At 68.9% G+C, this 19993-nt stretch carries 21 protein-coding genes; 17 read left to right on the top strand and 4 right to left on the bottom strand.

Annotated features, from left to right (window positions below; genetic code table 11):
• Positions 1-95: 95 nt before the first annotated feature.
• Entirely contained in the window at positions 96-1070 is a 975-nt protein-coding gene (locus AB4Y68_RS08640) for a threonine ammonia-lyase (RefSeq protein ID WP_441455121.1), read from the bottom strand.
• A gap of 44 nt (positions 1071-1114) precedes the next feature.
• Between AB4Y68_RS08640 and glpK the strand changes: the two genes are divergently transcribed.
• The 4 genes from glpK to AB4Y68_RS08620 all read left to right on the top strand — a co-directional run bounded on the left by glpK (position 1115) and on the right by AB4Y68_RS08620 (position 5262).
• Complete coding sequence (gene glpK / locus AB4Y68_RS08635; RefSeq protein ID WP_441455120.1) at positions 1115-2632, top strand: glycerol kinase GlpK; 1518 nt, start codon at positions 1115-1117, stop codon at positions 2630-2632.
• Entirely contained in the window at positions 2629-3702 is a 1074-nt protein-coding gene (locus tag AB4Y68_RS08630; protein ID WP_441455119.1) for a phosphotransferase family protein, read from the top strand. Before glpK ends, AB4Y68_RS08630 begins: the two co-directional genes overlap by 4 nt.
• Positions 3703-3971: 269 nt before the next feature.
• Positions 3972-4445: an Rrf2 family transcriptional regulator gene (locus tag AB4Y68_RS08625; protein WP_441455118.1), complete on the top strand. Its 474-nt coding sequence runs from the start codon at positions 3972-3974 to the stop codon at positions 4443-4445.
• 10 nt (positions 4446-4455) lie between these two features.
• On the top strand, positions 4456-5262 hold the full coding sequence (locus AB4Y68_RS08620; RefSeq protein ID WP_441455117.1) for an SDR family NAD(P)-dependent oxidoreductase: 807 nt from the start codon (positions 4456-4458) through the stop codon (positions 5260-5262).
• A 128-nt stretch (positions 5263-5390) separates the two neighbouring features.
• Here the strand turns inward: AB4Y68_RS08620 and AB4Y68_RS08615 are convergent, their stop codons facing one another.
• Positions 5391-6089: a MarC family protein gene (locus tag AB4Y68_RS08615; protein WP_441455116.1), complete on the bottom strand. Its 699-nt coding sequence runs from the start codon at positions 6087-6089 to the stop codon at positions 5391-5393.
• A gap of 99 nt (positions 6090-6188) precedes the next feature.
• Between AB4Y68_RS08615 and pyrF the strand changes: the two genes are divergently transcribed.
• Positions 6189-6923, top strand: coding sequence for an orotidine-5'-phosphate decarboxylase (pyrF, locus tag AB4Y68_RS08610; RefSeq protein ID WP_441455115.1), 735 nt, complete (start codon positions 6189-6191; stop codon positions 6921-6923).
• A 106-nt stretch (positions 6924-7029) separates the two neighbouring features.
• On the opposite strand, the gene AB4Y68_RS08605 is transcribed toward pyrF, so the two are convergent.
• On the bottom strand, positions 7030-7644 hold the full coding sequence (locus tag AB4Y68_RS08605; RefSeq protein ID WP_441455114.1) for a hypothetical protein: 615 nt from the start codon (positions 7642-7644) through the stop codon (positions 7030-7032).
• A 95-nt stretch (positions 7645-7739) separates the two neighbouring features.
• Positions 7740-7988, bottom strand: coding sequence for a DUF1674 domain-containing protein (locus tag AB4Y68_RS08600; protein ID WP_441455113.1), 249 nt, complete (start codon positions 7986-7988; stop codon positions 7740-7742).
• A gap of 86 nt (positions 7989-8074) precedes the next feature.
• On the opposite strand from AB4Y68_RS08600, the gene htpX reads away from it, so the two are divergent.
• The 12 genes from htpX (at position 8075) to rpsO (ending at position 19915) form a co-directional block, all read left to right on the top strand.
• The gene (htpX, locus tag AB4Y68_RS08595; RefSeq protein WP_441455112.1) at positions 8075-9040 is read left to right on the top strand and encodes a zinc metalloprotease HtpX; all 966 of its coding nucleotides are present in this window, start codon (positions 8075-8077) and stop codon (positions 9038-9040) included.
• A 53-nt stretch (positions 9041-9093) separates the two neighbouring features.
• Positions 9094-9843, top strand: a complete 750-nt coding sequence (gene trmB / locus AB4Y68_RS08590; RefSeq protein WP_441455111.1) for a tRNA (guanosine(46)-N7)-methyltransferase TrmB — start codon at positions 9094-9096, stop codon at positions 9841-9843.
• 33 nt (positions 9844-9876) lie between these two features.
• The gene (locus AB4Y68_RS08585; protein ID WP_441455110.1) at positions 9877-10392 is read left to right on the top strand and encodes a DUF1993 domain-containing protein; all 516 of its coding nucleotides are present in this window, start codon (positions 9877-9879) and stop codon (positions 10390-10392) included.
• 140 nt (positions 10393-10532) lie between these two features.
• Positions 10533-11135, top strand: coding sequence for a ribosome maturation factor RimP (gene rimP / locus AB4Y68_RS08580; RefSeq protein ID WP_441455109.1), 603 nt, complete (start codon positions 10533-10535; stop codon positions 11133-11135).
• On the top strand, positions 11135-12868 hold the full coding sequence (gene nusA / locus AB4Y68_RS08575) for a transcription termination factor NusA (RefSeq protein WP_441455108.1): 1734 nt from the start codon (positions 11135-11137) through the stop codon (positions 12866-12868). Before rimP ends, nusA begins: the two co-directional genes overlap by 1 nt.
• Before the next feature lie 18 nt (positions 12869-12886).
• Positions 12887-13591 (top strand): RNA-binding protein, encoded by a 705-nt coding sequence (locus tag AB4Y68_RS08570; protein WP_441455107.1) that lies wholly within the window; start codon positions 12887-12889, stop codon positions 13589-13591.
• Positions 13592-13670: 79 nt separating this feature from the next.
• Positions 13671-16730: a translation initiation factor IF-2 gene (gene infB / locus AB4Y68_RS08565; RefSeq protein WP_441455106.1), complete on the top strand. Its 3060-nt coding sequence runs from the start codon at positions 13671-13673 to the stop codon at positions 16728-16730.
• 148 nt (positions 16731-16878) lie between these two features.
• A complete protein-coding gene (locus tag AB4Y68_RS08560) occupies positions 16879-17409 on the top strand; it encodes a hypothetical protein (protein WP_441455105.1) in 531 nt (176 codons plus the stop codon).
• Between the two features lie 7 nt (positions 17410-17416).
• Positions 17417-18145, top strand: a complete 729-nt coding sequence (locus AB4Y68_RS08555; RefSeq protein WP_441455104.1) for a DUF2459 domain-containing protein — start codon at positions 17417-17419, stop codon at positions 18143-18145.
• Positions 18146-18208: 63 nt separating this feature from the next.
• The gene (gene rbfA, locus AB4Y68_RS08550; protein ID WP_441455103.1) at positions 18209-18667 is read left to right on the top strand and encodes a 30S ribosome-binding factor RbfA; all 459 of its coding nucleotides are present in this window, start codon (positions 18209-18211) and stop codon (positions 18665-18667) included.
• On the top strand, positions 18667-19599 hold the full coding sequence (truB, locus tag AB4Y68_RS08545; RefSeq protein ID WP_441455102.1) for a tRNA pseudouridine(55) synthase TruB: 933 nt from the start codon (positions 18667-18669) through the stop codon (positions 19597-19599). Before rbfA ends, truB begins: the two co-directional genes overlap by 1 nt.
• A 46-nt stretch (positions 19600-19645) precedes the next feature.
• Positions 19646-19915, top strand: coding sequence for a 30S ribosomal protein S15 (gene rpsO, locus AB4Y68_RS08540; RefSeq protein WP_441455101.1), 270 nt, complete (start codon positions 19646-19648; stop codon positions 19913-19915).
• Positions 19916-19993: the final 78 nt, after the last annotated feature.

Genomic DNA, 19993 nt, shown 5'->3' with positions numbered 1-19993 from the left:
CCGGGACCCAGGCGGTTGAGCCTTTAACGGCGGCGGGACGTTCAGGCGTCTGGGTCCCGGGTTCCGCTGCGCGGCCCTGGGATGACGGCAGGAGGCTATGGCTTGAACCGTCCCTCGATGATCTCGGCGAACAGGCCCGGATCGACGTTGCCGCCGGACAGGACCACGCCGGTGGTCAGGCCCTTAGCCGCGACCTTGCCGGACAGCAGGGCGGCCAGCGACACCGCGCCGCCCGGCTCGATCACCAGCTTCAGCCAGCGGAAGGCGAAGCGCATGGCCTCGGCGACCTCGGCGTCGGTGACGGCCGCGGCGCCCGACAGACGCTGGTTGATCGGCCAGGTCAGCTCGCCCGGTATGGGCGCCATCAGGGCGTCGCAGATGGAGGGCGCGCCTTGCGGATGGGCGACGCGCTCGCCGGCCTCCAGCGAGCGGCGGGTGTCGTCGAAGGCCTCGGGCTCGACCACGATGACGCGGGTGTCGGGGCTCTGTTCGGCCATAACCAGGTTGATGCCGGCGATCAGGCCGCCGCCCGAGGCGCCGCACAGCAGTTGGTCCATCTCGATCCCGGCCTGCTCCAGCATCTCCAGCCCGACGGTGCCCTGGCCTTCGATGACGAAGGGGTCGTCGAAGGGCGGGACGAGGATGGAGCCGCGCTCGGCGGCGATCTCGGCGCCGATGGCCTCGCGGCTCTCGCTCCAGCGGTCGTAGAGGCGCACTTCGCCGCTGAAGGCGCGCACGCCCTCGACCTTCACCGCCGGGCTGTCGGACGGCATGACGATCAGGGCGCGGGTCCCCACCGCCTGCGCCGCCGCCGCCACGCCCTGCGCGTGATTGCCCGAGGAATAGGCCACCACGCCGCGCGTCTTTTCCGCGTCGGTCAGGCGGCTGATGCGGTTATAGGCCCCGCGAAACTTGAAGGCGCCCGCGACCTGCAGCGTCTCGGCCTTCAGCAGAACACGCCCGCCGACGGCTTCGTTCAGGGCCGGATGCTCGATCAGCGGCGTGCGGACGGCGGCGGGGGCGATCTGGCGGGCGGCGTCGACGACGCCTTCGAAGCTGGGCGTATGCATGGTTCCCTCTTACGCGCGGACGCAGGCTCTGCATAACTCCCATCATGCACGCCAACATGATCCTCGCCATCGACCAGGGCACGACCTCGACGCGGGCGATCGCATTTGAGGTTTCCTCCACCGGCGCCTTCTCCGCTGTGGCGGTCAGCCAGATCGAACTGGCCCAGCATTTCCCGCAGTCGGGTTGGGTCGAGCATGACGCGGCCGAGATCTGGCGGGCGACGCTGCAGACCTGTCGCGAGGTGGTCAGGAAGGCCGGCGGCGTCGGCCGCTTCGCCGCCGTGGGCATCACCAACCAGCGTGAGACCTCGGTGCTGTGGGATGCGACGACGGGCGAGCCGCTGCACCGGGCCATCGTCTGGCAGGACCGGCGCACTTCGGACGTGACTACGCGGCTGGCGGCCGAGGGGCATGAGGCGGCGGTTCAGGCGGCGACCGGCCTGATCCTCGACCCCTATTTCTCGGCCTCGAAATACGCCTGGCTGCTGGGCGAAGTGCCGGGGGCGCGGGAGCGGGCGGTGCAGGGCGAGGTCAAACTCGGGACTATCGACGCCTGGTTGATCTGGAAGCTGACGGGAGGGGGCAGCCATGTCACCGACGCCACCAACGCCAGCCGCACCAGCCTGATGGACCTGTCGACGCTGCAATGGCGCGAGGACCTTTGCGACCTGTTCAACGTGCCGATGGAGGCCCTGCCGGAAATTCGGGGCTGCGCTGATCATTTGGGCGACTGCGACGCCAGCCTGTTCGGGCGGGCTCTGCCGATCCACGGCGCGGCGGGGGACCAGCAGGCGGCTCTGGTCGGGCATGGGGCGCTGAAGGCGGGCGACGCCAAGATCACCTACGGCACCGGGGCCTTTCTGGTCGCCAACGTCGGGGACGAACCGGTGGTCTCGACGTCGCGGCTGCTGGGGACGCTGGGCTACGCTGCTGACGGTCAGCTCGCCTATGCGCTGGAAGGGTCGATCTTCTCGGCCGGGTCGGCGATCCAGTGGCTGCGCGACGGGCTGAAGGTGATCTCGGACTCGCGCCAGTCCGAGGCCATGGCCCAGACGCTGAAGGACAACGGCGGGGTCTATCTGGTCCCCGGCTTCACCGGGCTGGGCGCGCCCTGGTGGAAGCCCGACGCGCGCGGCACGGTCATCGGCCTGACCCGCGACAGCGGCCCGGCTCACTTCGTCCGCGCGGCGCTGGAGAGCCTGGCCTATCAGACCCGCGACCTGCTGGATGCCTTGAAGAAGGACGGGGCACCGTCGCTGACGCGGCTCAAGGTCGACGGGGGCGTCACCGCCAACGCCTTCGCCATGCAGTTCGTCGCCGACATCTGCGAGGTCGAGGTCGAGCGCCCCGCCTTCCAGGAGATGACGGCCATGGGCGCGGCAAGGCTGGCGGCCTTCGGCGTCGGGCTGACGTCGGCGCTGTGGACCGCCCCCGCCGAGGCCCCCGCCGTCTGGCGCCCGCGCATGGGCGAGGCGGAAAGGGCGCGGCTGCTCAAGGGCTGGCGCGGGGCGGTCAGGGCCGCCATCATCGCGGCCGCGCCGGATGCGGGAGAAAGCGTATGAGCGAGACCCTGGACGCCCAGTCGGCTTTCTCCGGCACGCGCGAAGTGGACGAACGCTATCGCCTGGACGCGGCGGCGCTGGATCAGTGGTTGGCGGCGAACGTCGAGGGCTATGCCGGGCCGCTGACCATCCGCCAGTTCAAGGGCGGGCAGTCCAACCCCACCTATGAACTGACCACGCCGGGCCGGACCTATGTGCTGCGCCGCAAGCCGCCGGGCGTCCTGCTGGCCAGCGCCCATGCGGTGGACCGCGAATTCACCGTCATCTCGGCCCTGCACGCGCAAGGGTTCCCGGTGGCGCGGCCCTATGCTCTGTGTACGGACGAAGACGTCGTCGGCTCGATCTTTTACGTCATGGACAAGGTCGAGGGCCGGGTCTTCTGGGACCTGAAGCTGCCGGGGCTGTCGCCGAGCGAGCGCAGGGCCATCTATGAGGCCCAGACGGATACGCTGGCGGCGCTGCACGCCTTCGATCCCGCCGCCATCGGCCTGTCCGACTACGGCAAGCCCGGCAATTATTTCGCCCGACAAGTCGGGCGCTGGACCAAGCAGTATAGGGCCAGTGAGATCGACCCCATCCCGGCCATGGACCGGTTGATCGCCTTTCTGCCCGACAGCCTGCCGGTCGAGGGACCGACGCGGATCGTTCACGGCGACTTCCGCCTCGACAATCTGATCCTCGATCCGGTCGAGGCCAGGGTGAGGGCGGTGCTGGACTGGGAGCTGTCGACTCTGGGCGATCCCATGGCCGACTTCTCCTACCTGCTGATCGCCTGGGTCATTCCGGCCAGTCTGAGGAACGGATTGGCGGGGGCGGACCTGAAAGCCCTGGGCATTCCCTCGGTCGAGGAGACGGTCGAACGCTACGCCGAAAAGACGGGGACGGCTGCGCCGCAGAACCTCGATTGGCTGTTCGCCTACAACCTGTTCCGGCTGGCGGCCATCTGTCAGGGCATCGCCGGGCGGGTGCGCGACGGCACCGCCGCCAGCGTCCACGCCAGGACCATGGCGGCCCAGGTCGGGCCCCTGTCGGACGCGGCCTGGGGCTTCGCCAGGAAGGCCGGCGCCTGAAGCGGCTCCGGCAAACCTTGGACGTCATTCTCGGGCTTGTCCCGAGAATCCAGACACACGACGCTTGATCTCGCGATCGCGACAGGGGGCTGACGCTGAGTATCTGGATCCCCGGCACAAGGCCGGGGATGACGATCGGAGGGGGAAGGCGGAGGCCTCGACCCGATCTCGGAGTCCCGCTGCGCCCAAAAAGAAACAGTTTTTGTTGCGGATGGATTTGTGAAACGGCGGCGGAAGCCCTACCTTCCGGTCTGGAGTACAAAACCGAGATGTCTGACAGCCAAAGATTCCCCGTCGCCGCCCACGCCCTGGCCTATCTGGCCCACAAGGGCGCCTATTCGGCTGCCGACGCGGCGCCCAGCGCCGTGCTCGCGGCTTCGGTGCCGACCAATCCGGTGGTCATCCGCCGGGTGACGGCCCTGCTGGCCAAGGCGGGACTGATCGCCACGCGGCCCGGCGCCTCGGGCGGATCCTGGCTGCTGCGTCGCCCGGAAGACATCTGCATGGCCGAGGTGCTGAAGGCTGTGAACGGCTGCGCCCATCTGGGTTCGCCGCCGGCCGGGGCCAAGGGCTGTCCGGTGGGGGAGCATATCCCGCGTCAGGTGGCCAAGGCCCTGACCGCCGCCGATCAGGCCGCGGGCGAAGCCCTGTCCAAGATCACCATCGCCGACCTGCTCGAAGCGGACCCCGCGTCGCTGCGCGATTTCGCGCCGCACGCCGCCTGTCCCGTCGCCGCCGCCTGACGCGCGCCGCTTGGGGGAGAAGCGCCGCACCATCCTGATCACGGGGGCCTCCGCCGGCATCGGCGCGGCGCTTGCCCGTATTTGTGCCGCGCGCGGGTACGACCTGATCCTGACCGCCCGGCGCGAGGGGCCGCTGACGGCTCTGGCCGAGGAACTGACGGCGAAGCACGGCGTCGTCGCCAGCCTTGTCACGGCGGATCTGGCCGAGCCGGGGGCGCCCGCGCGTCTGGTCGAGGCCATCAAGGCGCGCGGCCTGAGCGTCGACGGCCTGATCAACAACGCCGGCTTCAGCCGCACCACGGGCTTCCTTGACACCGATCCGGCCGACCACGCCGCCATGATCCGCGTCATGCTGACCGCGCCGGTCGAGCTGAGCCGTCTGTTGCTGCCTGGCATGGTGGCGCGCGGCTGGGGCCGGGTGCTGAACGTGGCCTCGCTGGCGGGACAGATGCCGGCGACCGGCGGCGACACCCTGTACGGGCCGATCAAGAGCTTCCTGATCAAGGCGTCGCAGGGGCTGTGGCTGGAGACGCAAGGGACGGGCGTCCATGTCACGGCGCTCTGCCCCGGCTACACCTATACCGAGTTCCACGACGTCAACGGCTCGCGCAAGCAGGTGTCGAGCGCCTATCCGAAATGGATGTGGATGGACGCCGAGCGCGTGGCCCGCGTCGGCTGGGACGCGGTGGAGGCTGACCGGCCCCGCGTCACCCCGGGGTTCGCCAACAATGTGCTGGCGGCGCTAGGCGGTCTGCTGCCCGACAGCCTGGCGCTGAAGATGGTCGGCGGCCACGCCAAACGGCTAAATCGGCTGTAGCCGCCGTCATCCCGGAAGCGGCGAAGCCGCTATCCGGGACCGCTGCAAGCACTGGCCGGGGAGTCTTGGGCGGTCCCGGCTCTTCGCCTCGCGAGCGAGGCTGCGGCCGGGATGACGGCCGAGGGAGGTTAGTGACCGCCGGCGGGGTAGGGCGCCGTCACCCCGAGGCTGAACATGCCGGGGATGGCCTCGCCCAGACCGGCGATGATGAACTGGATCGCCAGGGCGCACAGGATCAGGCCCAGCACCCGCACCACGATGGCCATGCCGACGTCGCCGAGGATGCGGCTGATCGGGCCGGTGGCGGCGAAGCAGAAGAAGGTGACGACGCAGGCGGCGGCCATGGCCGCCAGCGACGAGGCCGTGCCCGCCGCGCCGAGCTTCTGGGCCTCGCCGGCGTTGATGATGATGGCCGAGATGGCGCCGGGGCCGATCATCAGCGGAATGGCGAAGGGCACGATCATCCGTTTGAACCGGCGCTTGGCGTAGCCGCGCACGTCCTTGGCGTCGGTCACGGCGTCGGCGTCGGCGAAGATCTTGAGGAAGTCCTCGCGCGCCATGTCGAGGCCGAGCAGCAGCAGCAGGATGCCCCCGGCGATGCGGAAGGCGGCCAGCGAGATGCCGAAGAACTGCAGCAGGCCGAGACCGGTGAAGAAGAAGAAGCCGAGGAAGACGGCGGCGAAGCCGCAGATCATGGCCGAGACGCTGATGCGCTGCCGCAGCGAGGCCCCGGCGGTGGCGGCGGCGAAGATCGGCACATTGCCGATGGGGTCCAGCAGGGCGAACAGCGCCACGAACAGGTTGACCCCCAGATCGACCGCGTTCATTGCTTCGCCCCGCCCTAAAACCCGCCGCGCGACCCCGCGACGCTTCGGCCTCACCTATCGGGGCATCCGCGCGCGCCTGCAACCCGCCGAGAGCCGGAAATGTCCGAAGACCGCCCCATTGATGTCCCGAACCGTCCGTTCGATCCCCGCGTCATCTGCGCCCTGGACGTGCCGACGACCGACGAGGCGCGCGTCCTGGTCGAGCGGATCGGCGACGCCGTCGGCTTCTACAAGGTGGGACTGCAGCTGTTCGCCTCGGACGGCATGGGGCTGGCGCGCGAGTTGAAGGCGGCGGGGCGTCAGGTGTTTCTGGACTGGAAGCTGCACGACATCGGCGCGACGGTGGAGAAGGCCACGGCGGTTCTGGCGGGCGCGGGCTGCGACCTGCTGACCGTCCACGCCCGGCCCCAGGTGATGGCGGCGGCGGCGCGCGGGGCGGCGGGCTCGGACCTGAAGATTCTGGGCGTCACCGTCCTGACCAGCCTGACCGAGGAGGATCTGAGGGCGGACGATCACAGCCTGTCGGCCGCCGATCTGGTGGAACTGCGGGTGCGTCAGGCGCTGGACGCGGGCGTCCACGGCGTCGTCTCCAGCCCGCATGAGGCGGCCCGCGTGCGCGAGATCGCCCTGGCGGCGGGACGCGACGACTTCCTGATCGTGACGCCGGGCGTGCGGCCCACGGGGGCGGCCCTGGACGATCAGGCGCGGGCGGCGACCCCGGCCAGCGCTCTGCAATCCGGCGCGACCCATCTTGTCGTCGGCCGTCCGATCACGGCCTCGGCCGATCCGCGCGCGGCGGCCCAGGCGATCTCGGCAGAGATCGCGCTCATCTAGAGACGTCCGATCTCGGCAGAGATCGCGCTCATCTGAGCGCGCTCAACCCATTGATCCACGTGAAACAAAAGGGCGCCCCCTTCGCAGGGGCCGCCCTTTTCCTTGATCAGCCTCGCTCGCCCGGTTCCTGGGGGTGGGGGGTGTAGGGGCGCTCCGTCGGCGATCGGTGATGCGGCGGCGGGGAAGGCGCGTCGGGCATGGCGAAATAGCCCTGCTCGAAATGCACTTCCGGCGGGGCGACATGGACGCGCGGCGGTTCGACATAGACCGCGGCCGGCTGAATATAGATCGGCGGCGATTCCACATAGACGGGCGTCTGGGAGGCGTAGACCGGTTGCGGATATCGCCCCTGGCCGTAGCCGCCGCGCGACCACGGATAGCGGCCGTACCCGTCGACCGGATAGCCGAACGGCATGGAACGGGTGGCGCCGCTGTAGCCGCCGTGACGGATCGGCGCCTGCGCGGGGACGGCGACGACGGGCGGACGATAGCCGGCGCCGTCATATCCGTAGCCATAGGCCTCGGCCGGGCCGAAGCCGCCCTGCCAGCCGGTGTCGCTGTACCAGGTCTGGACCCGGCTCTCGGCCATGGGCCCGCGCTCGACATGGACTTGTCGCGCGTGGCCGGAGGCGGCGTTGTGGCGGACAGGGCGCTGCTGGGCCTCGGCGGTTCCGGCGGCGAGCAGGGCGGCGCCGACAGCGATAGACAGAACAGCCCTCATGGCCACGCTCCTTGTTTCAGCCGCAAAGGTTAATGCGGTTTGGGCCGGAGCGTTCAATATTCTCTCGTTACGCGAGCGGCGGGCGCCGACTTCGCCTAGAAGTCGACGGCCAGGCCCTTCTTCTCCCAGTCGCCGTAACGGGTCGGCTCGGGGCCGCGCGGACCGCCGTGTTCGTCTGCGAGAACGACCTCTTCGCCCGCCTTGCGACGTTCGGCCGCTTCCAGCAGGGCGCGGCGCGCGGCTTCGCTCAAAGGCCGCTCCGGCGTGGCGTGGGGCACGTCGGCGTTGAAGACGGCCGTTTCTTCGGCGTCATTGGCGGTGGGGGAGGTGGGCTGTTCGGTCACAGGGGGTCTGCCTTGAGGGCGCGGATACAGGGCCTCAAATAGACGTTCAGGCCTTTGACGCCACCCCCTGACGACGCCGGACCGGTATGAACCATCTCAAGACCTTCGCCCTGCTGGCCGTGATGACCGCCCTGTTCATGGGGATCGGCTATCTGATCGGCGGCGCGACCGGCATGGTCGTCGCCCTGGCCGTGGCGGGGGCGATGAACCTGTTCAGCTACTGGAACGCCGACAAGATCGTGCTGAAGATGTACCGGGCTCAGGTGGTGGACGAGACCCACCCGAACGCCGTGGTCCGCGCCTATGTCGCCGACGTCAAACAGATGGCCCGCGACGCCGGCCTGCCGCAGCCGACCATCACCATTATCCCCAACGACCAGCCCAACGCCTTCGCCACCGGCCGCAACCCCCAGAACGCCGCCGTCGCCGCGACCAGCGGCCTGCTGGACATGCTGACGCGCGAGGAGGTGCGCGGGGTGATGGCCCACGAACTGGCCCATGTGAAGAACCGCGACACCCTGACCATGACGGTGACGGCCACGGTGGCCGGCGCTATCGCCATGCTGGCCAATTTCGCCCTCTTCTTCGGCGGCGGCGACGACCGCGAGCGGCCCGGCGGGATGATCGGCGCGATCGCCCTGATGTTGCTGGCCCCGATGGCGGCGGGCCTGGTGCAGATGGCCATCAGCCGTTCGCGCGAATATGAGGCCGACCGGGTCGGGGCCGAGATCGCCAAGGATCCCCACGCCCTGGCCTCGGCCCTGCAGAAGATCGAGGCCTATGCGCGCGGCGCGGTGAACGCACCCGCAGAGCGCAATCCGGCCACGGCCCATATGTTCATCATCAACCCGCTGAACGGGAAGGGCGCCGACAGCCTGTTCTCGACCCATCCGGCCACGGGCAACCGGGTCCGCGCCCTGATGGAGCTGGGCACGACGATGGGCATGAGCCGGCGCCCCGCTGCTGGCGCGCCTGTCGCCATGGCGCGGCCCTCGACCAGCGTGCCGACCACGCCGTCCGAGCGTGCCGCATCGCGTGGTCCCTGGGGCTAGGCTGAGGCTGATCGACTTTGCGCCTTCGGGCGTAAACGGCTAGAGCGCGCGCCATGACCGACGAGACCGACGCCCCCGCCTTCGATCAGGCCCCCTTTGACAAGGACCGCCCCGAGTGGGCCCAGGCCCATGGCCCGCTGCGCTCGTTCGGACGCATCAAGTCGCGGCCGATCAAGGCGAAGCAGGCGGCCCTGTTCGACACCCTGATGCCGCAGATCGCCGTGCCGGACCCGTCCAAGGGGCCGATCGACCCGCTGGCTCTGATGCCGGACGCGAAGGAAGTCTGGCTCGAAATCGGCTTCGGCGGCGGCGAGCATCTGGCCGAGCAGGCCGGGCGTCATCCCGAAGCGCTGATGATCGGCTGCGAGCCCTTCCTCAACGGCGTGGCCTCGGCCCTGCGCCATGTGGAGGAGGGCGGTCTGAAGAACGTCCGCCTGCACGCCGACGACGCCCGCGCGGTGATGGCGGCCCTGCCGGACGCTTCGCTGGATCGGGTCATGATCCTGTTCCCCGACCCCTGGCACAAGGTGCGCCACAACAAGCGCCGTCTGCTGCAGGACGAGACGGCGGTCGAGATCGCCCGCCTGCTGAAACCGGGCGGCCGGGTGCGCTTCGTCACCGACTGGCTGGACTACGCCGAATGGGCGCTGGAGCGGCTGATGCGCACGCCGGGCCTGACGAGGCTGGAGACGCCCGGCGCCGACTGGTTCGCGGTTCCCGCTGACCACGTCGTCACCCGTTACGAAGAAAAGAAGCTGGGCGACACCACGCCGATCTTCCTTGAGTTCCAGCGCCAAGCCTAGCCTTATGTCGGCGATCTGATCCCGGAGCCGACCATGACCTTCAGCCTCTATGACGCCGCCGTGCCGATGTTCCTGCGCGGGCTCGACAGCCTGTCGGCCATTCTGGAGAAGGCGGCGGCCTCGGGGCTGGACGAGGCGGCCCTGATCGAGGCGCGGCTGGCGCCGGACATGAAGCCTCTGTCGGCCCAGATCGACATGGCGACCTTCTCGGCGCGGGGCTGCGTCGCCCGGCTGGCGGGGATCGAAGTTCCGGCTATCGCGGGCGATGACGCGACCTTCGATCAGATGCAGGCGCGCATCGCCGCCTCGCGCGCCTTCATCGCCGGGGTCGAGCGCGCCGATTTCGAAGGGGCCGAGACGCGCCCGGTGCGTCTGGTCTTCCCCGGCGTCGACCTGTCGTTCGACGGGGCCGGCTATCTGACCAGCTTCGCCCTGCCCAACTTCTATTTCCACGTCACGACCGCTTACGCTCTGTTGCGTCAGGCGGGCGTCGACCTGAGCAAGCGCGACTATCTGGGGCGTCTGGCCCTCGTCCCGACGGACTCATAACCAAGCAGGGCGAAAGCGGGGGCTGACACGGCTCCTGCTTTCGCCTATATGACGGCTCACATCGTTAGACCGGCGTCCAACGGCGTCGTTTCAAGCGGCGGCCCGGACGGACCGCCGCTTTTGTTTTCTGGATTGATCCTTTGCGCGCCAAGACCGCTGAAGACCGCGCCCTGCTGGAGATGATCGACCCCGTGGCCGAGAGCCTGGGGCTGGCCGTCGTGCGCGTGCGCCTGATGGGCGGCACCCTGCGTCGCCGCCTGCAGATCATGGCCGAGCGTGTCATCGACAACGACATCTCGGTCGAGGAATGCGCCCGCCTGTCGCGCGCCGTGTCGGAAGTGTTCGACGCCGCCGACCCGATCACCGGCGAATATCTGCTGGAGGTGTCGTCGCCCGGCATCGACCGGCCGCTGACCCGCCTGCTGGACTTCCAACTGTTCGAAGGCTTCGAGGCCCGCCTCGAGACCGACCGGATGGTCGAGGGCCGCAAACGCTTCAAAGGCATCCTGGCCGGGGTCGAGGGCGAGAACGTCGCCATCGACCTGGACGGCGAAGAAGACACCGCCCTGATCCCCTTCGAATGGGTGTCGGACGCCAAGCTGATCCTGACCGACGAGCTGCTGAAGCGGGGCGCGGCCCTGCGCGCGGCGCGCGGCGAACCCGAAGACGACGGCCTGCCGGAAGGCGAGGCTGAAACTGACGACACGACCAACACCACGACCTCGACCAAGGACAAAGCCTGATGGCCGTCACCGGTATTTCCGCCAACCGTCTCGAACTGCTCTCGATCGCCGACGCCGTCGCGCGTGAGAAGAACATCGACAAGGAAGTCGTCATCGAGGCGATCGAGGAGGCGATCCAGAAGGGCGCCAAGTCGCGTTACGGCGCTCATCACGACATCCGCGCCAAGATCGACCACAAGACCGGCGAGCTGGCGCTGACCCGCCACGTCACCATCGTCGAGGACGACTGGCAGCCGGAAGACGAGCTGGAAGAGTTCAACGACAGCGCCATGGTGCGCCTGACCGACGCCTCCAAGCGCGACCCGGAAGCCGTGGTCGGCAAGGAATACGTCGAGACCCTGCCGCCGTTCGAGTTCGGCCGCGTCCAGACCCAGATGGCCCGCCAGGTCGTGACCGGCAAGGTCCGCGAAGCCGAGCGCGCCAACCAGTACGAAGAGTTCAAGGATCGCGTAGGCGAGATCGTCAACGGCACGGTCAAGCGCGTCGAATACGGCAACACCATCGTCGACCTGGGCCGTGGCGAAGGCATCATGCGCCGCGACCAGTCGATCCCGCGCGAAGTGTTCAACGTCGGCGACCGCGTCCGCACCTACATCTACGACGTCCGTCCTGAGGCCAAGGGTCCGCAGGTCATGCTGAGCCGCGCCCATCCGGGCTTCATGGCCAAGCTGTTCGCCCAGGAAGTGCCCGAAGTCTATGACGGCGTGATCGAGATCCGCGCCGCCGCCCGCGACGCCGGGTCGCGCGCCAAGATGGCCGTCCTGTCGAACGACAGCTCGATCGACCCCGTCGGCGCCTGCGTCGGCATGCGTGGCTCGCGCGTTCAGGCGGTCGTCGCCGAGCTGCAGGGCGAGAAGATCGACATCATCCAGTGGAACGACGACGAGCCGACCTTCATCGTCAACGCCCTGGCCCCGGCCGAAGTCGCCAAGGTGGTCATGGACGAAGACGCCGACCGCGTCGAAGTCGTGGTGCCGGACGAGCAACTGTCGCTGGCCATCGGCCGTCGCGGCCAGAACGTGCGCCTGGCCTCGCAGCTGACCGGCTGGCAGATCGACATCATCACCGAGTCTCAGGATAGCGAGCGTCGTCAGAAGGAGTTCGCCGAGCGGACCGCCCTGTTCCAGGAAGCCCTGGACGTCGACGAGACCATCGCCCAGCTGCTGGTCACCGAAGGCTTCGCCACGGTCGAGGATCTGGCCTTCGTCGACGCCTATGAAGTCTCCGAGATCGAAGGCTTCGACGAGGACACCGCCGAAGAACTGCAGACCCGCGCTCGTGAATTCCTCGACCGCAAGGCCGCCGAACTGGACGCCAAGCGCGTGGCTCTGGGCGTCGAGGACGACGTCCTGACCGTTCCGGGCGTCACCGGCGCCATCGCCGTCGCCCTGGGCGAAGGCGGCGTGAAGACGGTTGAAGACCTGGCCGACCTGGCCACCGACGAAATCCGCGGCGGCTATGAGGTCAAGAACGGCGAGCGGGTGAAACTGCCGGGCGTTCTGGAAAGCTTCAGCCTGTCGCAGGAAGCCGCTGAACTGCTGATCCTCCACGCCCGCGTGGCGGCCGGCTGGATCGACGCTTCGGAACTGCCGCAGCAGCCCGAGCCGGAAGTCGAGTTCGAGGAAGAAATCTTCGCTGAAGCTGGCGAAGAAGGCGACGAAGAGCTGGTCGTAACCGTTGACGTCGATGCGGAGGTCTTCGACGAAGACCTCGAACCGACCCAAGACGCGTGATGGGAGCCGCAGCTATCCATGGACCCGAACGAGGCGCTGATCGATAGAGACCGTCAAGACCTGGTGACACGCCAGGTTCTCGATGAATCTCGCCTGATCCGCTTCGTGCCGGCGCCGGACGGCTCGGTGGCCCCCGACCTCGCTCGAAAACTGCCCGGCCGCGGCCTCTGGGTCGCCGCCGACCGCGCCTCGATCGAGACGGCGGTAAAGAAGAACCTGTTCGCCCGCTCGGCCAAGGCGCCGCTGAAACCGGCGTCCGACCTGGCCGACCTGGTCGAGAAGCTGCTGGTTCGGCGCTGTCTCGACCAACTGGGCCTTGCCCGGCGCGAGGGCGTGCTTATCTCTGGCTTCGAAAAGAGCGCCGCCGCCATCCGTGGCGGGCGGGCGGCTTGGGTCGTGGAGGCGGCGGACGGCGCCGCCGACGGCCGAGGCAAACTTCTGGCCCTTGCGAAACACCCGTCCCCGGCGCCCAAAATCTGCGGCGCTTTCACGGCGGACGATTTGAGTTTGGCCCTTGGGCTGGAAAATGCGATACACGCCGTCCTGCTGAAAGGCGGGCGAGCCGATCGCTGGACCGTAGAGGTCGAGCGACTGGCGGGATTTCGGCCTCTGCGTCCAGAGAGCTGGCGCCGGGTTGGTCCCGGCGACGGCACCGAGGACGACCGGGGCGAGACCCCGGAACGAGAGCCAGAGGCTTTTGGCGGACGAGGCCCTGTTTCCTGACCAGGAAGCGGGACCACGCCCGGCTGTGGGTGTTTGACGAGACGACGGCGGAATTCTCCGCCCCGAGTAAAGCGACCGGATGAGCGACGAAAACGACAAGACCGAAGACGGCAAGACCCCTGCCAACGCGCCTTCTCAAACGGGGCCGCGCGCTCCGCTGAGCCTGAAGCCGCGCGTGGCGGGATCGGTCTCGACCGGCACCGTGAAGCAGAGCTTCAGCCATGGCCGCTCCAAGACCGTGGTCGTCGAGACGAAGCGCCGCGCCGGCGCGGTCCCCGGACATCAGCGTCCGCAGGGCTTCGATGTTTCACGTCCGCGCGCCGATCAGGGCGGCTCCAACGCGCCTCGATCCAACGCGCCTCGCGGCGGTTCCGCCGGCGGCGCCCTGTCGGTCGAGGAACAGGAGGCGCGTCGCCGCGCCATCGCCATGGCCACTCAGGCTCAGGCTGAACGCGAACGCGTCGCCGTCGCCGAGAAGGCCGCTCGGGAAGCCGCGCAACGCGATCAGGCCGCCGCCGCCGACAAGGCTGCGGAGACCGCTCGCGCCGAAGCCGCCGCCGCCAAGGCGGCTGCCGACGCGGCTCGCGCCGAAGCCGCCAAGCTGACGGCCGCTGCCCCGACCGCCGCGCCGGCCAAGCCGACAGCCGCCTCGGCCAAGCCGACCGCGCCCAAGGTCGAGCTGCCCAAGCCCATCGTTCCGGCGCCGGCGCCTGCGCCGACCCCGGTCGCCGCGGCTCCGACGCCGGCCGCTCCGGCTCGCCCGGCGCCGCCCGCGCGTCCGGTGGTCAATTTCGGCCAGCGCACGCCCAAGATCCCGACCGGCCGCGCGCCGATCGAGCGCCCCGCCTTCGGCGGCCGCTCGGCCCGCGAACAGGCCATGGGCGAAGGCGAACGGCCGCAGTCCGACCGGCCCCAGGCTTCGGATCGCCCGCAAGGCGGCCGCCCTCAGGGTGATCGTCCGCAAGGCGCCCGTCCGGCCGCCAGCCAGACCGTCCGCTATTCGGCGCTGAACCCGAAACCGGCGCCCGGCGCGGCCCGTCCGGGCGCAGCCCGCACCGGCCCCGGCGGCCGTCCGGCCCCGAACCAGCCTCCGGCCACGCCTGAAGTGGCGCGTCCCAGCCGCGCTCCCGGCGCCGGCTTCGGCCGCCCGGTCGGCCGCGAAGACGATCGCGACAAGCGTTTCTCGGACGCCGGTCCCGGCAAGGCCGTCAGCCGCACCCGCGGCGAGCCCAAGCGCCGCGAAGGCCGTCTGACCATCCAGTCGGTCGCCGGCGACGGCGACACCGCCGAGCGGATGCGCTCGCTGGCCTCGGTCCGCCGCGCCCGCGAACGCGAGAAGGAAAAGCGCAAGGGCGGCTCGACCGATGCGCCGAACCGGCCGCGCGAAGTCGTCATCCCTGACGTCATCACCGTGCAGGAGCTGTCCAACCGGATGGCCATCCGCGGCGTCGACATCATCAAATTCCTGATGCGTCAGGGCATGATGATGAAGATCAACGACGTGATCGATTCCGACACCGCCGAACTGGTGGCCGAGGAATACGGCATGGCCGTCAAGCGCGTCTCGGAATCCGACGTCGAAGAAGGCTTCATCGCCGAGGCCGACGACGAGGACGCGACCATGGTCCGCGCCCCGGTCGTGGCCATCATGGGCCACGTCGACCACGGCAAGACCTCGCTGCTGGACGCGCTGCGCACCACGGACGTGGCCGGCGGCGAAGCCGGCGGCATCACCCAGCACATCGGCGCCTATCAGGTGCGTCTGGAAGACGGCCAGCGGGTCACCTTCCTCGACACCCCGGGCCACGCCGCCTTCTCGGCGATGCGGGCGCGCGGCGCCAACGTCACCGACATCGTGGTTCTGGTCGTGGCCGCCGACGACGGCGTCATGCCGCAGACGATCGAAGCCATCCAGCACGCCCGCGCCGCCGGCGCGCCGCTGATCGTGGCCGTCAACAAGATCGACAAGCCGGACGCCAACTCGCTGAAGGTGGTCAACGAACTGCTGCAGTACGAAGTCATCGCGGAAAGCCTGGGCGGCGAAACGCAGATCATCGAGGTGTCGGCCAAGAACCGCACCAACCTCGACGGTCTGATCGAAGCCATCCTGGTTCAGGCCGAGATGATGGACCTGCGGGCCAACCCGGACCGTTCGGCCGAAGGCGTGGTCATCGAAGCCCAGCTGGACAAGGGCCGCGGCCCGGTCGCCACCGTCCTGGTCAAGCGCGGCACGCTGAAGCGCGGCGACATCGTCGTGGCCGGCTCCGCCTGGGGCAAGGCGCGCGCCCTGCTGGACGAACGCAATGCTCAACTGACCGAAGCCGGTCCCTCCGTCCCGGTCGAAATCCTCGGCCTGTCGGAAGCGCCCTCGCCGGGCGACGTCTTCGCCGTGGTGGAGAGCGAGGCCCGCGCCCGCGAACTGACCGAATATCGCGAGCGCGCGCGCCGCGAGAAGACCCAGGTCTCGGGCGGCTCGGCCTCGCTGGTCGACATGATGTCGAAGCTGCAGTCCAAGAAGGTCTCGGAACTGCCGGTCCTCATCAAGGCCGACGTTCAGGGTTCCGCCGAAGCCATCGTCGGCTCGCTGGACAAGATGGGCAACGACGAGGTCCGCGCGCGCACCATCTATTCGGGCGCCGGCGGCATCACCGAGAGCGACGTCAACCTGGCCAAGTCGGCCGGCGCGCCGATCCTCGGCTTCAACGTTCGCGCTTCGAAACAGGCGCGGGATCTGGCCGACCGTGAAGGCGTCGAGATCCGCTACTATTCGATCATCTACGACCTGCTGGACGACATTAAGGGCGTGCTCTCGGGCATGCTGGCGCCGCTCCAGCGCGAAACCTTCCTCGGCAACGCCAAGGTGCTGCAGGTCTTCGACATCACCAAGGTCGGCAAGATCGCCGGCTGCCGGGTGTCGGAAGGCGTGGTCCGCAAGGGCGCGCGTGTCCGCATCATCCGCGACGATGTCGTGGTTCTGGAACTGGGCGTCCTCAACACGCTCAAACGCTTCAAGGACGAGGTCAACGAAGTGCCCTCCGGCCAGGAATGCGGCATGCAGTTCCAGGGCTTCCAGGACATCAAGGAAGGCGACTACATCGAGTGCTTCACGGTCGAAGCGGTCAAGCGCACCCTCGACTAGGACGCCTGAACTCGACGAAGGCATCAGGGCGCGGTCTCGAAAGGGGCCGCGCCCTTTGTCTTGGGCGTGACAGCGGGACGACTTCACCTCGGGCCTGGTCGGCTCTAGAGTCCGCCTGGCGCCAGGGGGCGTTCATCGAAGGATCGCCATGCGCCGCCACATCCTGTCTCTGATCCTGGTCGCGTCGGGCGCGAGCGTCCTGGCCGGCGCCGCGGCCGCCGACACCCGCTTCCTGGCCTTCGACGCACGCGACCGCACGACCCAGGCCCTGACGCGCGGCGTGACGCTGGAGGTCGAGCGCGGCCTGTTCGGCGCGACTGCGGTGCGCAACCTGTTTTCCAGCACCTCGCGCGGTTCGGCCCGTTTCACGCCCGGCGGCCCCGACGCGGTGCGCCGCGCCCTGCCGGCGGGCGCCAGCGAGAGCGGCGTCTATGCCATCGTCCAGGAAGGCGACGGCCGCGGCCTGGCCCGGGCCCTGTGTCCCGGCGCTGACGAAAGCTGGGTGGTGATCGGCCGGGTCCGGGCCGGGCGGCCCATGACCATGCACGCCGTGGGCCGCTGGAGCGATGGCCAGTACCGTCACTGCGTCCAGCTGAACTACGACTATCGCGGCGAATGGGCGACGCAGGCCGGCGCCGGTCCGGCCAAGGACGCGCCTGTGGCCTACGGTCCGAACTGAGATCGGGATGCCGGGCCGGTTCCTTCTTGCGGCCCTGATCGGTCTGATCGCGGCCCTGTGGACCCTGACGCGGCCCGGCGATCCCGCCCTCTATCCGGCCTCGCCCAAAGAAGCGGGCGTGACCGTCTATCTGCTGGATAACGGCTTCCACACCGACCTGGCCGTGCCGCGCGCGGCGCTGATCGACGGGGGCGGAGCGCTGGCCGAGGCGACGGCGAGCCTGGAACCCGGCGACTGGGTTCTGATCGGCTGGGGCGACGCGACCTTCTATGTCGATCAAAGCCCGATCCAGGGGCGTCTGGCCGACGGCGCGCGCGCCTTCTTTAGGCCGCACAACCCTTCCGTGGTCATGCTGGACCCGCAGGCGCAGGATCCCGCGCGGCGTTTCCGCGCCAGGGATCGTCAGGTCCTGACCCTGTCTCAGGCGGGGATGGCGGCGTTGCGGGCTCGGGTGCAGGCCTCGCTGGAGACCGATGCGGCGGGGCGGCCCGTTCTGGCCGCGCGGTTCGGCGACGAGGCCTTCTTCAAGAGCCGCGAGACCTTCTGGTTCGGCCACCTGTGCAATCACTGGACGGCGGACCTGCTGTCGGCGGCGGGGCTGCCGATCCGACCATTCCGCGCCGTGACCTCGGACGAGGTGATGCGGACGGCGGCTCGTGCGGAAACACTGGCGCGGAAAAACGGACGCGGCCAAGCTGGCGCGGTCAAGCTGGACTTGAAGCCCGTCCGCGACTAGACCCCGGCCCTTCGCTTTTTCAGCCGGCGTCCGATCCCCGGCGAGCGACAAGGGAGGCGCGCCATGAGCCGCAAACAGCACACCCGTAACGCCACCGGTCCCCAGGGTCCGTCGCAGCGCCAGCTGCGCGCCGGCGAATTGATCCGTCACGCCCTGGTCGATGTCCTGCGCGAACACGGCATCCACGACGAGGCCTTGGCGGGCGTATCGATCACCGTGACCGAGGTGCGGCTGTCGCCGGACCTGAGGCACGCCACCTGCTTCGTCGAACCCCTGGGCGCGGGCGTCGAGGCCGCCGAGACGGCGGGCCAGGAGTCCGTGATCATCAAGGCGTTGAACACCCACGCAAAATTCCTGCGTGGCCAACTGGGTCGCAACATCGACATGAAATACACGCCGGACCTGAAGTTCCGCCACGACGAGAGCTTCGACGCGGCCAGCTACATGGAGCGGCTGATGGACGACCCGCGCGTGCGGGCCGACCTGGACCGTTCGGAAGGCGACGACGAAGGTCAGTCCTGATGGCGCGGCGCAAGAAGGGCGAGATCGTCAACGGCTGGGTCTGCCTCGACAAGCCTTTCGAGATGGGGTCGACCGAGGCGGTGACCAAGGTCCGCCGCCTGTTCGACGCCCAGAAGGCGGGCCACGCCGGGACGCTGGATCCCCTGGCCTCGGGCGTCCTGCCCATCGCCCTGGGCGAGGCGACCAAGACGGTGCCCTTCATGATGGACGCCGAGAAGGTCTATCGCTTCACCATCCACTGGGGCATCTCCACCGACAGCATCGACCGTGAGGGCGAGATCATTGCCCGTTCGGACGTGCGCCCATCGGTAGAGGCCGTGAAGGCGGCCCTGCCGGCCTTTGTCGGCGAGATTGATCAGGTGCCGCCGCAGTTCTCGGCCATCCGCGTCAATGGCGAGCGCGCCTATGACCTGGCGCGCGACGGCGCCGAGTTCGAACTGGCCGCCCGCAAGGTCATGATCCACGAGGCGGCCGTGACCGACGCCCCGGACGGCGATCACGTCGAAATCACCATGCGCACGGGCAAGGGCGTCTATGTCCGTTCGCTGGCCCGCGACCTGGCCGTCATGCTGGGCGCCGAGGGGCATGTTTCGGCCCTGCGCCGCGAGCGGGTAGGGCCATTCACCGCCGAGAACGCCGTCACTCTGGATTTTCTCGCCGATCTGGCGCATAAGGGCGCCGCCTTGGAAGGCTTGCTGCCCGTTTCGACCGCCCTGGACGACATCCCGGAGCTGGCCGTTACGGAACAGGACGCCTTCTCGCTGAGGCAGGGTCGGCCGATCGTTCTGCTCCCCCGTCAGGTTGAAACCTTGAAGAGCCGGCTTCCAGCCGGTTCGCGCACGGTGTCGGCTTTCGCGGGAGACACGCTGGTCGCGCTCTGTTCGATGCGGGCCGGACGGCTAGAACCCGACCGCGTTTTCAATCTCCCCTAGCGTTTGCTTCTGGCGGCGCGACCGGGCTCCAACATGGAGATCTACGATGTCGATCACTGCTCAACGCAAGGGCGAGGTCATTGCTGACAACGCTCGTTCGTCCGGCGACACCGGTTCGGCCGAGGTCCAGGTCGCGATCCTTTCGGAACGCATCGCCAACCTGACCGACCACTTCAAGACCCACAAGAAAGACAACCACTCGCGCCGCGGCCTGCTCAAGATGGTCTCGCAGCGTCGTCGTCTTCTTGACCACCTGATCAAGACCGATCGCGAGCGCTACGTCGCTCTGATCGCCAAGCTGGGCCTGCGTCGCTAAGGCGGCTGACCAGTAGCGGAAACGATTTTCGAGGCGCGGGCGAACACGTCCGCGCCTCGTTCCGCACCTAGAGCTTTT

It is taken from the genome of Brevundimonas sp. 2YAF1, assembly GCF_052114745.1.
Taxonomy (GTDB): Bacteria; Pseudomonadota; Alphaproteobacteria; order Caulobacterales; family Caulobacteraceae; genus Brevundimonas.
This window is presented reverse-complemented; position numbering and strand designations above follow the sequence as displayed.